At 73.3% G+C, this 15,900-nt stretch carries 8 protein-coding genes; 1 reads left to right on the top strand and 7 read right to left on the bottom strand.

The window, feature by feature from the left end; all coding sequences use genetic code 11:
- The first annotated feature begins 93 nt into the window (after positions 1 to 93).
- Positions 94 to 1,122 (top strand): LAETG motif-containing sortase-dependent surface protein, encoded by a 1,029-nt coding sequence (locus ACFXAZ_RS04175; protein ID WP_384584731.1) that lies wholly within the window; start codon positions 94 to 96, stop codon positions 1,120 to 1,122.
- Positions 1,123 to 1,298: 176 nt separating this feature from the next.
- Here the strand turns inward: ACFXAZ_RS04175 and ACFXAZ_RS04170 are convergent, their stop codons facing one another.
- The 7 genes from ACFXAZ_RS04170 to ACFXAZ_RS04140 all read right to left on the bottom strand — a co-directional run bounded on the left by ACFXAZ_RS04170 (position 1,299) and on the right by ACFXAZ_RS04140 (position 15,761).
- Positions 1,299 to 3,038, bottom strand: coding sequence for a succinic semialdehyde dehydrogenase (locus tag ACFXAZ_RS04170; RefSeq protein WP_384584728.1), 1,740 nt, complete (start codon positions 3,036 to 3,038; stop codon positions 1,299 to 1,301).
- A gap of 86 nt (positions 3,039 to 3,124) precedes the next feature.
- A complete protein-coding gene (locus tag ACFXAZ_RS04165; RefSeq protein ID WP_384584952.1) occupies positions 3,125 to 4,852 on the bottom strand; it encodes a serine/threonine-protein kinase in 1,728 nt (575 codons plus the stop codon).
- Positions 4,853 to 5,081: 229 nt separating this feature from the next.
- The gene (locus ACFXAZ_RS04160; RefSeq protein ID WP_384584725.1) at positions 5,082 to 6,851 is read right to left on the bottom strand and encodes a protein kinase; all 1,770 of its coding nucleotides are present in this window, start codon (positions 6,849 to 6,851) and stop codon (positions 5,082 to 5,084) included.
- Positions 6,852 to 6,989: 138 nt separating this feature from the next.
- Complete coding sequence (locus ACFXAZ_RS04155) at positions 6,990 to 8,105, bottom strand: serine/threonine-protein kinase (RefSeq protein WP_384584722.1); 1,116 nt, start codon at positions 8,103 to 8,105, stop codon at positions 6,990 to 6,992.
- A gap of 272 nt (positions 8,106 to 8,377) precedes the next feature.
- Positions 8,378 to 10,207, bottom strand: a complete 1,830-nt coding sequence (locus tag ACFXAZ_RS04150; protein ID WP_384584949.1) for a protein kinase — start codon at positions 10,205 to 10,207, stop codon at positions 8,378 to 8,380.
- 273 nt (positions 10,208 to 10,480) lie between these two features.
- Positions 10,481 to 13,309, bottom strand: a complete 2,829-nt coding sequence (locus tag ACFXAZ_RS04145; protein WP_384584719.1) for a protein kinase — start codon at positions 13,307 to 13,309, stop codon at positions 10,481 to 10,483.
- A gap of 166 nt (positions 13,310 to 13,475) precedes the next feature.
- Positions 13,476 to 15,761 carry a serine/threonine-protein kinase gene (locus ACFXAZ_RS04140; protein WP_384584716.1) on the bottom strand — a complete coding sequence of 762 codons (2,286 nt, stop codon included), beginning with the start codon at positions 15,759 to 15,761 and terminating at the stop codon, positions 13,476 to 13,478.
- Positions 15,762 to 15,900 lie beyond the last annotated feature (139 nt).

Raw genomic sequence — 15,900 nt, 5'->3', positions numbered from 1 at the left:
CAACCTCTCGAATCACCGGACCATCCCACGCCCCACACGTGAGACCCGGCCGCCCGTACCGCGACGCCGTGGTACTTGACTTTCGAGGTCTTCATGAAGCTCCGCCGTGCCCTCGCGGTGGCGGCTGCGACAGCCGTCATCTCGCCGCTCGCGCTGCTGACCGCCGCGCCCGTCGCGTTCGCGACCGACGGGGACACCTCCCCGTCCCCGACGTCCTCCGAGTCCATCTCGGCCGACCCGTCGCTGACCGCCTCACCGACGGACTCGGAATCGCAGACCTCAGAACCGACCGACACCGTGTCGACCACGCCGTCCGACGACGACAAGTCCTCGGAGCCGGAGACGGACACCGAGACCTCGACGTCCCCGCCGGCGACCACCCCGTCGACCACTCCGGCGACCACCCCGGCGGAGACCACCACCCCGCCGGAGGAGACCGAGAGCCCCGACCCCGAGCCCTCGGCGTGCGCGGACCAGAAGGTCGATGTCACCATCACCGGCCTGCCGGGCAAGATCGAGGCGGGCAGCGGCTGGCACGAGTTCTCGCTGGACGTCCTGAACAGCTCCGACTCCACCCTCACCGACCTGGACTTCTTCGCCGGAGCCTCCCCCGACGAGGACGGCACGGACCTCTTCCGCACCCAGCAGGTCCGGCTCCAGGCGTGGGACCCGGACAGTGAGACGTGGGGAGACCTCAACGAAGAGGGCTACGCCGTCGGGTATGTCGGCTACACCGACGAGCTGAAGCCGGACTACGAGGTCAACATCCCGCTCCGGATCGATGTGAAGTCATCCGCCCCGGTCGGCGCCGGCTTCTCGCTCGGCGCGACGATCTACGGCGACCGCGACGCCGAGTGCTTCGGCTTCGGCGAGGTCGCGTACCGCTTCCAGATCGTGGCCTCCGGTACGGACACCGACGGCACCGGCCCGCAGGAGGGCGGCAAGGCTCCCATCACCGACAAGGAGCCCGGCACCAACACCCCCCAGGTGACCGGCAACCTCGCCGAGACCGGTTCCAGTTCCACGCTTCCCGTCATCGGCCTCGTCGGCGGCGCCGCCGTCGTGCTCGGCGCCGGCGCGGTGTTCGTGGTGCGCAAGCGCAAGACCGGCGTCGAGGCATAACGAGGCCGAACGGCCCGACGGCTCAACAACCGAACAGCTTCACGCAAGCACACGCAAGCAAGAGAAGGACCTGCGCTCGGAGGGGGGCGCAGGTCCTTCTCTTTGCCCCACCCAGGACAACGCCCCCGATCACGACCGACGGCCGGCTACGGCTACTACCGGCTACCGGCTACCGGCTACCGGAACCGCAACGCCTTCATCACCCGCAGACTCGTACTCATGACCCGCGCGTACTGCTCATCGCTCATCCCCAGCGAAGGCCCCATCGGCAGCACCCGCTGCACCGCCACCGTCTGCGCCTCGGTGTATTTGAGGATGCCCTCGGCGCCATGTCGGCGGCCCAGGCCCGAGTCCTTCATGCCGCCCATCGGGGACTGCGCGCTGCCGTACGCGGAGGCGTACCCCTCGTTGACATTGACCGTGCCGGTGCGCAGCCGCGCCGCGATCTCGCGGCCACGCCGGGCATCCTTGCTCCAGACCGAGGCGTTCAGGCCGTACGACGTGGAGTTGGCGCGCTCGATCGCGTCCTCTTCGTCGGCGAAGCGGTAGACGGAGACGACCGGGCCGAAGGTCTCCTCCGCGCAGACGGCCATCGGCTCGCCGACGCCGTCGAGGATGGTCGGCTCATAGAAGTACGGGCCGATGTCCGGCCGGGCCACGCCCCCGGCGACGACCGTCGCGCCCTTGGCGACCGCGTCCGCCACATGCCGCTGTACGGTGGCCAGTTGCCGCTCGCCGACCAGCGAGCCCATGTCGGCGCCGTACGCCAGGGACGTACCGAGCCGCATGCCCCGGGTCCGCGCGGCGAACCGCTCCAGGAAGGTGTCCGCGATCGACTCGTGGACATACAGCCGTTCGATGGAGACGCAGAGCTGGCCCGCGGAGGAGAAGCAGGCGCGGATCGCGCCCGCCGCGGCCTTGTCTACGTCGGCGTCCGCGAGGACCAGCATGGCGTTCTTGCCGCCGAGTTCGAGGGACACGCCGACCAGGCGGGCGGCGGCGCGCTCGGCGACCTCGCGGCCGGTGCGGGTGGAGCCGGTGAAGGAGACGTAGTCCGCGTGGGTGACGACCTCAGGTCCTACGACCGGGCCCTCGCCTAGCACGACCTGGAACACCTCGGCGGGCAACCCGGCCTCGATCAGCAGGTCACGGGCCCACAGCGCGGTCAGACAGGTCTCCGTGTCCGGCTTCATCACCACCGCGTTGCCCGCGACGAACGCCGGCAGCGCGTCGCCGACGCTCAGCTCCAGGGGGTAGTTCCAGGGGGCGATCTGACCGACGACTCCACGCGGGTGGCGCAACTCGGTGACATGGGTGAGCGCGGGCACGGCGCCCGCGTGCCGCTTGGGCCGCAGATAGGCGGCGGCCCGGCGGCCATAGTGGCGGGCGGCGACCGCGACGGCCTGCACCTCCTCGTGGGCGTGCAGCCGGGCCTTGCCGGTCTCCAGCTGGATCAGGTCCAGCACCTCGGCCTGCCGCTCCAGCACCAGATCGTGGAAGCGCAGCAGTACGGCGGCCCGCCGCCGCACCGGGATCCGCGCCCACACGGCCTGCGCGGCCCGCGCCGCCTCGAACGCCCCTGCCACGTCTTCCGGCGTCGACTCGGGCAGATCGGCCAGCTTCTCGCCGGTGAAGGGTGAGTGGCTCGCGGTCAGGCCGGAACCGGCCACCCCCTTGGTGAGCTGGGCGATCAGCTCCGGCGTGACCACATCGGCGGCGGTCCGCACACCCGCCGGGGCGGGTGCGACCGGATTCGTACCGACCCCAGCACCGACCCCAGCACCGATATCCGCTCCGTCGTCCGCCCCGCCGCCTGCCCCGCCATTCGCCCCATTGTCCGCACTGGCGTTCGTAGCGATGGGGGTCGTGGTGTCCACGGGGCCGGTGGCCGTCTCAGAACCCTGCGCGTCGGTCATGAGGCGCAGGGTATGCCGCGCCGCAGGCTTTGTGTACCCGCCGGTAATGGAGCGGCACCGACCGCCGACCGGATCCCGCCCCAGGCTCAGCCCCCCGCGCCCAGCTCCAGCCGGTCCCGCGCCTCCTTGAACACCGTCGTACCCCGCTGCTCCTCCGCCGTCCCCTTCGGCATGTCCACCCGCAGCTCATACATCCGGCCGTCCCCGGTGAGGATCATCAGCTCCATCACCCGGGTGGTGAACCCCTCGGAGGTGTACGTGGTGTCCGCGATCACCGCGTCACTGCCCCGGAAGCTGGTCTCGGTGTACTGGGTGCGCGCCTGCGGGTCGTACCCCGCCCAGGTCGCGTGCGCGTCCTTCGCCTGTCCCATGGCATCCCGTGGCGCCCGGTCCCACTGCGTGAGGCGTACGTCCACGGAGCCGGACGAGTAGACCACCAGCCGAGGCTGATCGTCCGGCCCGCCCTGCCGCGCCAGCTCCTCGTACTCCACCGGGAGCGCCAGTACGGCGTCCATGTCGCCCTCGGGATGGAGTACCCAGGTCTCGATGGCGGACGCCGACGGCGACGCGGCCCCCTCGGGCGCCCCGGTCAGTCCGGCCGACGTTCCGGCCGCCGACCCGGACGTGGGTCCGGTCGCCGACCCAGGCGTCAATTCGGCAACCGCCGTCTCCCCGTCCCCGCCCTCCGTCCCACCGAAGGCCATCGTCCCGGCCCATATCCCACCGCCGAGGAGCGCTCCCACGAGCGCGAGGGCGACGGGGTGACGGAGACCGCGCCGACCACGCGGGGGCAGGGCAGGGGCCCCGGCAGGGGATACGGCGTCCGCCGACGCACCGGGGTCCGCCTGAGGTATCCCCCCGTCCACGACATCCGCCTCCCCCGGCGCCACGCCGCTCCCGTCCTCCCCACCCGCGTCCTCCCCACCCGCGTGCTCCCCCACCCCGGCACCCGCCACCCCGGCCGGTACCCCGTCCCCACTCCCCAACCACACCGTCCCCCCGTCCTCCCCGAACTCCCTCAACCCATCCGTCTCCTGGGCGACCCCCGCCTCCCCGGGCGTCGGCCACTTCTCCACCACCGTCTCCAAGGCAGCCGCCGTCTCCGCGGGCCCCGGCCGACCGTCGGGGTCCTTCACCAGCAGCCCCACGATCAGCGGCCCCAGTGGTCCGGCCTGCTTCGGCTCGGGCGGATCGGTGGCGAGGATCGCGGCGAGCGTGGACTCCAGCGTCGTACGCCGGAAGGGGGAGCCGCCCTCGACGGCCGCGTACAGGAGCACGCCGAGCGACCACAGGTCGGAGGCGGGTCCGGCACCGCGCCCGGACATCCGCTCCGGCGCGACGAACTCCAGCGAGCCCACGAACTCCCCGCTCACCGTGAGCGATTCCTCGCCCTGGACGTGTGCGACACCGAAGTCCGTGAGGACGACCCGGCTGTGGGAGCCGAGCAGCACATTGGCCGGTTTCACATCGCGGTGCACGATTCCGACGGCATGCGCGGCGCGCAGCGCGCCGAGGACGGCGAGGCCGATCCGGGCGGACTCGACCGGCGACAGGGTGCCCCGGCGCAGCCGCTCGTGCAGGGACTCGCCGCGGACCAGTTCCATGACGATCCAGGGGACCCCGTCGTCGACGACCACGTCATGGATGGTGACCGCGCAGGGATGGTCGACGCGGGCGGCGGCGCGCGCCTCCCGGTGCAGCCGGTGCGCGGCCCGCTGATACGCCTCGTCCTCCGGGGCGCCGGGCAGATGCGGCTGCTTGACGGCGACTTCGCGGTCGACCAGTTCGTCGTGCGCCCGCCACACGGCGCCCATGCCACCGGAACCGATCCGCTCGACGAGCCGGTACCGCCCACCGACCAACCGCCCATCGACCAACGGCCCATCAGTCAACCGCCCATCGACCAACCGCCCACCCGTGGCCGTCCGTTCACCGCTGGGCCGTCCGTCGGGGTCGGGCCGGTGTGTGCCGCCGTCACTCATGCCCCATGCCTACCGCGCCGAGCGCCTCGCTGTCGACGCGGCGTCCGGGCCGCGGGGCGACTCACAGCTTGTCGACGTCCAGGTTCGCGATCGCGGTCCGTGCCACGTCCCGGCCCCGCTCGGTGAAGTCGCCCTGGCCCGGGTAGCCGACGGTCAGTTTGTACATGTCCCCGCCGGACGTCTTGAAGTAGAAGATCCGCAGTTCACGGGGGCGCGGATTCTGCGTGTCGGTGGTCGTGTACGTCACCGTGTTCTCGGCGGCCTTCTTCCCCTCGTACGACACCTCCGGCTTGGGGGCGGTCCCCGGCGCCTCCGGCATGCTCAGCTCGTACGAACCGCTGTCCTTGAAGGTCGCGTTGTCGTCGTACATCTCCGCCGACGCGGAGTCGGCGATGTCACCGGTGGTGTCCTCGGCCTTCTTCTCCAGGGTCAGCCCGATCCAGACGGCCCCGCTCGCGTCGGTGTACGTCACCCAGTGCGACTCGTCGTCCTTCTCGGGCACACCCCGCTTGTAGTCCTCCGGTACCGCGAGGGTGACGCCGAGCGCCTGTTCCTGCCGGGTCTTCCAGCCGTCCGGCAGCGGCCCGGCGAACGGATCGGCGATCACGACGTACGACGTCACCGCCGCCGCGACCACCACCGCCCCCAGCCCGATCCAGGCCGCCCGCCCGAACCGCCGACCCCGGCGGGCCGGTTCGGCGACGGCGACGCTCTGCGTGGGCACGGGCGCGGGCGGGGCCGGGTTGGCGGCGGCCTCCAGCAGGGTGCGGACGCGCACGGCGTCCGGGCGGCGGGCCGGGTCCTTCTGGAGGAGGCCGTTGATGGCCTCGGCGAGCGGTCCGGCGGCCACGGCGGGTGGGGCGGGGGCCGCGTTGAGGACGGACTGGAGGGTGGCGGGCGTGTTGCTGCGGCGGAACGGCGACACGCCCTCGGTCGCCGCGTACAGCACCACCCCCAGCGACCACAGATCGCTCGCCGGTCCGGGCCGCTGGCCCAGCACCCGCTCCGGCGCGATGTACTCGGGCGAGCCCACGAACCCGCCCGTGTCGGTCAGGTTCGTCTCGCCCTCGATCTGCGCGATCCCGAAGTCCGTGAGGACCACCCGGTCGTGCCGGCCGAGCAGGACGTTGTCCGGTTTGACGTCCCGGTGCAGGATCCCGGCGGCATGGGCGGCCTCCAGCGCGCCGAGCACCTCCAGGCCGACCCGGGCGGCCTCGCGCACACCCAGGGTGCCCTCCTGGAGGGCATGACCGAGGGAACGTCCCTGCACCAGCTCCATGACGATCCAGGGCCGCCCGTCCACGACGGCCACGTCATGGACGTTCACCACGGCCGGATGGTCGAGCCGGGCCGCCGCCCGCGCCTCGCGCCGCATCCGCTCGTAGGCGTTCTCCCGTTCACGCTCGGGAAGGTGGTCCGGGACGCGGGGCTCCTTTACCGCGACCTCACGGTCCACGGTCTCGTCCTTGGCCCGCCACACCGTCCCCATGCCGCCGTGCCCGAGCTTGGACAGCAGCCGGTACCGCTCGGCGATCAGCCGCCCGGCGCCGGGATCATGGGCCGCCTGATGAGGCACCGCCCGCTGCGGGGCGGGTGACTGCTCGGCGGGGTGCGGCTGCGCGGACTGCTCGTGCGAGGACTGGGCATGCGGGGGCACGGCATGCGGGGGGCCCGCGTGCGCGGGCGTCGCGTAGGGGTTGCCGGGGTGCGGGACCGGTACCTGCGGGTTCGGCACCTGCGGGTTCGCCGGACGGGCCGGCGGCTGCGGCGGTTGCAGTTCGAAACTCGTCGGTTCATCGGCCCCGTGGCGGGCTCCCCCGTTGTTACTCATGGGCCCATCCATATCGCGCGGAACGCCCCCGTTTCCACCTCGAAACCGGGGCCGTACCATACCCGTGACGCGGGCCGCGACTTATCTCCCTTTTATGGCGGTGCTTCTGGGCCTATGTCGGGAGTACGTCACGACGGCTCACGGAACGGCCGTCGGACCACCGGTCGGACCACCGGAAGCGGTCACCGAGGGACTCACCGAGGCCCCCACGGAAGCACCGACCGACCCGGTCACCGTCGCACTCACCGACATACTCGGCGGCCCCCCGCCCGGCCGCTCGTCCCCGTTCCCCTCTCCCCCATCGTCGTCCGCCAGCAGCGCCGCCGACACGCCCGCCCCGGTCAGCGCGGCCACCAGCAGCGCGGCGGCGAGCAGCCCACGACGCCGGGACAGCACCCGGTCCAGCCGCCGCCGTTCGGTACGGCCCGTGTCCAGGAAGGCCCGCAGCATCCGTTCGGCCCCGGCCGCGTCCAGCCGCCGCTCGGGATCGCGCTCCAGCAGCCGCCGTACGACGGGCAGCAGCGGCCCCGCCTGTGTCGGAAGCCGAATCTGGGCGGAGACCACGGCGTTGAGCGTGCCGCCCACCGAGGCGCGCTGGAAGGGCGATTCACCGCTCACCGCCGCGCACAGCAGCGCGCCCAGCGACCACAGGTCGGAGGCCGGTCCGGTGCCCGTGCCCGACATCCGCTCCGGCGCGGTGTACTCCGGCGACCCCACGAACGTCCCGCTCTCGGTGAGCGTGGACGCCCCGGACACCCGCGCCACCCCGAAGTCGGTGAGCACGACCCGCCCGGTGCCGGCCTCGATGAGCACATTGGCGGGCTTGAGGTCGCGGTGCAGCACGCCCGCCGCGTGCGCGGTGCCGAGCGCGCCGAGCAGCGCGACCCCGATCCGGGCGGCCTCGCGCGGCTCGACGGGACCGCCCGCCGCGATCCGGTCGGCGAGCGACCCGCCGTCGATCAGCTCCATGACGAGGTAGGGCCGTTCCTCGTGCGCCACCACGTCATGGACGACGATCAGATGCGGATGGTGGAGCCGGGCGACGGTACGGGCCTCGCGCAGGATGCGCTCGCGCTGCACCCGGGCCCGGTCGGGCGACAGGGAGGGGTCGACTTCGAGTTCCTTGACCGCGACCCGGCGGCCGAGCAGTTCGTCGGTGGCCCGCCAGACCACCCCCATACCGCCCCGTCCGAGGAGCGCCTCCAGCCGGTAGCGGCCCGCGATGACACGACCATCCGCGCGCTCGGTCCCCATGCGCCCCATCATGCCCGACCCGGAGCCACCCCTTCCGGACCCTGAGCGCGCAGGTGGCCGACAACCGACGCCGGTCACGGCACCCCACCCGGCGACCGGCGGGACAACTCCCCCGAGGCGCCGGGAGATCACCGTACGAAACCCGTTCGCCCGATACGACCGAATCCCGCCCCCGCCGACGGCCCAATCCACCGTCCGGTACGTACCGCTGCCGCCCGGCCCGGCTTGAGGACTCACCCGGACGAATCGGCTGGACGAATCAGCCGGACGAATCAGCCGGACGATTCCGCTCCCGGCTCGCTCCAGCTGCGCAGCACCGCCTCGAACTCCTCGACGGCCGTCTCCCACTCCTCCGCGGGCGCCGCCATGTAGAGCGCGTACTCGACCCCGTCCCGGGAGAGATACATCTGGTCCACCGCCCGGTACGGCCCCGGGAACGCGGTGTCCTTGGCCAGCGCCGTCCAGCCGTACTCCCAGCGGGCGCCGGACCGGTCCCGGTAGACGTTCCGCTCCAGCGAGGTCTGCTGATAGTCCACCAGCCGGTCCCCGAGCTGCTGGTCGAGGTCGAGCAGATGCGCGTACGGGTCGGCGTAGTCGGGTGATCCGTCGACGGCTATGCGCAGGAAGTGCCGCCCGCCGTCGGGGGTGTAGTCGACCTGCTGGATGTCACCGGAGACGCTCGGCTTCTGCCGCTCCCAGCCCTCGGGCAGCGAGAGCCCGAAGCCCAGCGGATCCGTGACCGGCACCCACCCGTCCGGTACGGCCGCCCCCTGATCGACCGGCTCGTCCTGGCCGTCCTGGCCCTGCGACGACGTCGATTCCGGCTGGGGCGGCGACTCGGGGGACGTGGAGTTCTGCTGCCCCTGCGGGCTGTCCTCGCCCCCGTACCGCTGCTCCAGCACCACCGCCGTACCCCCGCCGACCAGCGCGGCCACCGCGACGACCAGCGCGAGCGTGCGCAACCGCCGCTGCCGCCGCGGTGGACCGGACGGACCGGACGGGCCGCCCGGAAGAACCGCGGGACCCGGACCGCCACCGCCGGGCGGGTGCGGGCCGACAGCGGTCGGCCCGATCACCGGCGCATACGGAGTCGACGCGTACGGAGTCGACGCGTACGGGGTCGGCGGATACGGAGTCGATGAGTGCGGAGTCGATGAATGCGCAGTCGACGCGTGCGGGGGCGATGAATGCGGGGTCGTCCCGGTCCCCGTGGGTCCTCCCGCCCCGGCGGGATGCGACGGGGTGGGCGCGAACGACGTGGGTATGTACGCCTGCGCCGCCCGGGGCCGTCGCCCCTCCGCCGCCTCCGCGAGGAGCTGCTCGGTCTCGGCGGTGCCGGGGCGGGCGGCCGGGTCCTTGCGCAGCAGCGCGGTGATGACGGGCGCGAGCGCCCCAGCGTACGCCGGTGGTTCGGGCTCCTCCTCGACCACCGCCTGCATCGTGCCCAGCGGTGACGTGCGGCGGAACGGCGACAGCCCCTCCACCGCCGTGTACAGCGTCGCCCCGAGCGCCCACAGGTCGGCGGCCGGTCCGGGATCGTGGCCGCGCACCCGCTCCGGGGCCAGATAGTCGACGGAACCGACCACCTCACCGGTCCGCGTGATGGTGCTGTCGCCCTCTATCTGCGCTATCCCGAAGTCCGTGAGCAGCACCCGGCCGTCGCGCGCGAGCAGGACGTTGCCCGGCTTCACATCGCGGTGCAGCACCCCGGCGGTGTGCGCGGCGCGCAGGGCCCGCAGCACCCACAGCCCGATCCGGGCGGCCTCGGCGGGCTCGATCCGGCTGTTCTCCTTCACCGCGTCGGCGAGCGAATACCCCTCGACCAGCTCCATCACGATCCATGGCCGGCCGTCGTGTTCGAGTACGTCATGGACGGTGACGACGGCCGAGTGGTTGATCCGCGCCGCCGCCCGCGCCTCGGCCCGGGTCCGCGCCAGCAGCACCGACTGGTCGCTGTCGGAGGCGTAGAGCGCGGCGGTCAGCTCCTTGATGGCGACGGCCCGGTTCAGTACTTCGTCATGGGCGCGCCAGACCCGTCCCATGCCTCCACTGCCGATGGCGTCGGTCAGCCGGTAGCGGTCCCCCAGGCGCAGGCCCTGCATCTGATTCACGTTTCCCCGCAATGCTCTTGACAGGGTCAGCGTAAAGACCGCCCCGCGCTCGGGGAACCTGTGGGTGGCCTCGGAGACCGCACTGTGACGGTTGTCGCTTCGCGGGACAGAAATGAACCAAACCCACGAACGCCCGTTTTGGCCCCGATCCGGCCATGGATCAGCCCTAACCGAGCAGGCGTTCGCCCTCCCTCTTCAGCTCCCTGCCGGCCCCCGGTCAGCCCCTTCCGGCTCCTGTCAGCCCTGTCAGCCCTGTCAGTCCTGTCAGTCCGTCACCTGATACGTCTGCGCAGCCTGTTCGTAGAGCCGGGTCACCTCGTCCCGCTCGGCCTCCGGACCGCGCAACTGCACCACGTGATAACGGCCGTCGACCAGGATCGCGAGATTGCGTACGAACAGTTCGCGCCCGTCGTCGCCGGTCCAGGTGAACTGCCCCTCGGCCATCATCCGTCCGCCCACCTCGATGGACTTCAGCCCGGTGGAGGTGGCCCAGCTGGAGTCGCGGTACGGCTGGAGCTCCGGCTCGCGCTCGCGCTGGTACTCCATCGGATCCGTGCCGAACTCGTCCGCCGGGTCCCGCCCCGGCACCAGGATCAGCTCGAAGGAGCCCTGCGAGTAGACGACTTGCCCGCGCCCGTTCTCCGCCGTCCGGTCCCAGCCGTTGGCGACGGCCACCCGGAAACCCTCGGGGTCGTTGCGCAGCGTGAACCCGTCGGCAACCTCCGGACCGGCGGTCTGCGTCTCCGCCGACCCCGTCGACCCGTCCGACCCGCCTGACGATCCGTCGCCGCTCCCCTCCCCGCCGGGTGACGTCTGGTCGGGCCGGGGTTCACTGCTGGCGTCCGGCGCTCCGGACTCCTCGCTCACCCCGCCGGCCGCCCCGGTCCGGTCGGTGCCGCCGGCCCCGCTCGCGCCGTTCTCACCGGCCTTCGGCATGAACAGCGCCGCGTACGTGATCGCCCCCGCCATCGCCAGCAGCACCAGGACGAGCAGGGTACGGCCGAGCTTGCGCGGCGCGCCCTTCTCCTGCCGCGCCCGCTTGTGCCGCCCGTGCGTCGCCGGGAGCCCGGCCTTGCGCCTGCGCACCAGCTCGCCCCGGCGGCGCACCACCGGCAGCCGGCTGGTGTCGGCGGGCGGCGCCGCCACCACATGCACCCCGGCCTCCGGCTCGGGCGCCGAGCGCACCAGGGAACGCAGCCAGCCCCGCAGCTCCTCGAAGTCGATGCGCTCGGTGGGGTCCTGACGCAGCAGCGACTCCACGACCGGCCGCAGCGGCCCGCACTCCTCGGCGAAGGCGGGCGGCTCCCCGCACACCATCTGCACCAGCTCGGCCGTCGACTCCTCCGGATACGGAGCATGCCCCTGTACGGCACGGAAGAGCAGCGCCCCGAGCGCCCACAGGTCGGTCGCGGGACCGATCGGCGCCGCCAGCTGCCAGTTCTCGTGCACCGGCCCGGCCTGCTCCGGCGCCCAGCGCTCGGTCACCGGCCCGACGACGGCCATCCGCGCCTGCCGCGCCCGCTCGGCGGCCAGCGCCGTGGCCGGCCCCCGCCGGACGCCCGGCCGCCCGGCGGCCACCTCGTCCCAGCGCGCGGTCCCCCCGGCCACCGAGCCGACCTCGGCCGGCCCCGCCTGCGCCGGAACACCCGCCGCCGGAACCCCGGCCACTCCTGCCCCCGGGAGCCCCGCGCCCGGGACTCCAGCGCCTGGCACTCCGACGCCGTGGCTTCCCGCCCCCTGACGCTCCAGCGCCTGCCCTCCGGGCATCGCGGGCGGCAGCACGGCGGGGGCTCCGGCGCCTTGCCCGGCCTGCTCGACCGGCTCGATCTGCCGGCCGGCGCTCCGCACCCCATAGGGGTCGGCTATCTGCCCGTGCGGCCCCTGCGGTTCCCCGCTCTCGGGCGCCGGACCGGCACCGGGCAGTGCCGCGCGCCCGTTCTGCTGCGTCTCCTGCACCCGGGCCGCCGCCCGCGCACCCGCACGGTACGCGGCGATCGCCCCGGCCCGCGCCGCCCTGATGTCCCCGCCGCTCTCCACCGCCCGCCGGTCCGGCACCGCCGAACCCCCGGCACCCGCCCCCCGCTCGGCCCCGGCCACCGGCAGCCCTCCGGCCGCCCGCGCCTCGATCGCGGCCCGCCGCGCGGCCTCGGGATCATTCCCGAAGGCCCCGGCGGTCTCCACCGCCCCCGCGTGCCCCCCGGGACCCGCAGCCCCATCGGCGCCTACGTGCCCACCAGCACCCGCGGCCCAACCAGCGCCTACCTGCCCACCGGCACCCACACCCGCAGGCCCACCGGCACCCACCTGCCCAAACTGCGCCCCGCCACCGGAACCCCCACCCACACGACCAGAAGCCCCACCAGGCACACCGGACCCACCGAGCGCACCGGCAACCCCGGATCCACCAGGTCCCACCCCCGGCCCTCCACCGGCCCTCGCCCCACCCCCGCCACCGCTGCCGTCATCCCCCTCCGGAGGCGGCACCGGGTCGTACCCGCACAGTGCCTCCTCCGCCGCGCCGACCGCCAGCCCGGTCAGCATGACCCGGCCGTCGTCGCAGATCAGGACCGTGCGTGCGGTGATGTTGCGGTGCACCCAGCCATGGGCGTGCAGCACCCGCAGGGCGGTGAGGACATCGGAGGCGACCTCGGCGGCGCGATAGGGCGTCAGCGGCTGCTCGGCGAGCAGGGCCGCGAGCGGCCGGGCCGGTACCAGCTCACTGACTATCCACAGCGAACCGCCCTCGGCGAACACATCGAAGACCTGGTCCAGCCGGGCATGATCGGGGATCCGCGCCGCCGCCTGTGCCGCCTCGACGGCCCGCCGCACGGCCGGATCTGCCGACCGGCGCGAACTCGCGCTGCGGGCCTGCGGTCTGCGTCCCACATGGCTGCGGGCGGTGAATCCCTCGGGCAGCCCCTGGTCGTCGAGCACCTCCGCCTCGACCACCTCCGGCAACGGCACCTGCCGCACCAGGACTTCCTGTCCGCTGTAGGTGTCGAAGGCCCGGCTCTCGGCGAGTTCGTACTCGTCGGAAGGCGGCAGCGGCAGGCGGTAGCGGTCGGCGAGCACCCGCCCCGCGTAGTCGTCCACGTTGCCTCCCCCGGCCGTCCGGGTTGGTCAATTCCGTTCGTCAGGCGTCCCGTTCCGGATGCGTACGGTTCGCAAGCACTCACGATACGTGCCAGAGGCAATACGCATTGAGGGGATGGGACATCTCATCGTCCCTACCCGTTTTCCGCCCCCTGTCCGCGCCCGCTCACGGCTTGGGTTCGAAGGACTCCGTCAGCGTGCTCCACGTGTCGGCGCGCTCGGCATCGCCCCAGTTCGCCGCCTTCGCCGTGTACATCAGCGCGTAGCCCTGATCGTCGTCCACGACGAACCCCCGGTCGACCGAGCGGTACTGCGTGCCGCTCTCCACATAGGTGAACTCCCAGTCGGCCGTGTTCCAGCCCCGGTAGTCCACCGCGGCTATTCGGATCCGCTCGTACTGCGCGCGGGACATCGAGCGTTCCTGGTTCTCCCAGTCCGCCACCGGGTCGTCCTTGGGCGTGGTCGTCCAGCCGACCAGCAGCTTCTGCCCGTCGGGGCCGGTGAAGCGGTCCCCGGCGCTGTCCGAGGACTGGTACTTCCAGCCCTCGGGCAGCCCCACCGAGTAGCCCTGCTGCCCCTCGTACGTCGACGCCACTCCGCTGACCCCGGACGTGCCGCCCCCGTCCTCGCCCGCGTCGTCGGAGGCGTCGTCCGACTTCTCCTCGTCGTCCGCCTGACCGGTGCCCGCATCCGGCGTACCGCCCTGGGCCGCGGGGTCGGTGGCCTGTCCGTCCGTGCCCGTGCCGCCGCCGGCCTCGGAGCGGGTGTCGGCGCTCGCCGTCGCGCTGGGCGTGCTCCGGGCGGAGCCGTCGGACTGCGCGTCCGACGCGTCGTCCCCGGCGAACACGATGCTCAGCACCACTCCGAGCACCGCCAGCACCACCACCACGGCGATGATCAGCAGCGTCCGCCTGGGCACCACGTCGGTCAGCGAGGCCCTCGGCGCCGGGCGCGCGGGCAGATCCGGCGGCGGCACCACGGGCCACCCGGACGCACTGCGCCCCGGCGCCGTACTCTTCACCCCCGCCCCGCCACCGGAGGAGGAATCACCCCCGGCCGACGAGCCGACCGGTGCGGGCCCCGAAGCGGACCCCGCAAGAGACCCGTCACCGGCCACACCCGCCGCCCCGGCCTTGCCTGCGGAGCCACCCGAGCCGCCGGTACCCCGCGACGCCACGGCCGCCGCCGACATCCCGGCCGTCACCGACGCGGCACCCTCGCCGGAAGACCCGGAGGACCCGGAGGACCCGGGGGATCCAGAAGACCCGGCGGACCCACCGGAGGTCCCACCAGAAGCCCCACCGGAAGAACCGCCGACCCCGCCCGCCGGCCCGGCGTCCGTACCGCCCCCCGGCGTGCGCGTGACCGCCGCCGCACCGGCCGCGCCAGCGGCGCCCGCCGCCGCGGCCCCGGTGGCCACCGCGCCCTTGCGCCCCGACCGCAGTGCCCCGCGCAGCCGCCCGCCCGACTCGGCGCCCGGTCCAGAGCCCTGCCCGGCACTACGTTCGGTGCCCGGACTCCCTTTCTCCGAGCGCCGGTCCGGCTGCGGCGGCAGCGGAATCGCCCGCGTCGCGTCCGCCGGCTCAGCGCCTCCGGACACCGGCGCGTGGATCACGGCGTGCAGCTTCGCCCGCGCGCCCGCGTCGTCGAGCCGCTTCTGGGGGTCCTTGGTGAGCAGGCCCCGGATGACGTCCGCCAGCGGCCCGGCGTTCTTCGGCTCCTCCAGCGGCTCGGTCATCACCGCCGTGAGCGTGGCGATCGCGGAGCCCTTGTCGTAGGGCGGGCCGCCTTCCACGGCCGCGTAGAGCAGTCCGCCCAGCGACCAGAGGTCGGCGGCCGGGCCGGGCTTGTGGCCACGGGCCCGCTCCGGGGAGATGTAGGAGGGGGCGCCGACGAGCATGCCGGTCGAGGTGATGGACGGGTCGCCCTCGACCTGGGCGATACCGAAGTCGGTCAGCACGACCCGGCCGTCCTCGGCGATCAGTACGTTGGACGGCTTCACATCCCGGTGCAGGATGCCCTCGCGGTGCGCAGAGCGCAGCACGTCCAGGATCGCGAGGCCCACCTCGGCCGCGCGGCGCGGCTCCAGCAGCCCGTCCTCACGGATCGCCTCGGCCAGCGACTTGCCCTCGACCAGCTCCATCACGATCCAGGGACGGTCGTCCTCCTGGACCACGTCGAAGACCGTGACCGCGCTCGTGTTCCGGATCCGCGCGATGGCCTTGGCCTCGCGCAGGGTGCGGGTGATGAGCCGGCGTTTCTCCTCCTCGTCGATGCTGGTCGGGAACCGCAACTCCTTGACCGCGACCGTCCGCCCCAGCGTCTCGTCCTCGGCCCGCCACACCGTCCCCATGCCACCGCGGCCGAGCACGCCTCCCAGCCGGTACCGCCCGGCGAGGAGACGTGCGTTCTGGTCCTGACGGGATGCCCCCGTTCGCTCCGCCTCCGACATGCGTCCCCTCATGCAACCCGCCCTGACAGAGCCTCCATTGTCTCTCACCCGACAAGTGCTCAGCGCCCCGGGTGCCCTTCCCCGGCCTCCGCCGGAGTCCCTCCGTCCCCCACCACCGGAATGCGGCCAGCACACCGCC

This window comes from Streptomyces sp. NPDC059477, from assembly GCF_042749375.1.
Classification (GTDB): domain Bacteria; phylum Actinomycetota; class Actinomycetes; order Streptomycetales; family Streptomycetaceae; genus Streptomyces.
This window is presented reverse-complemented; position numbering and strand designations above follow the sequence as displayed.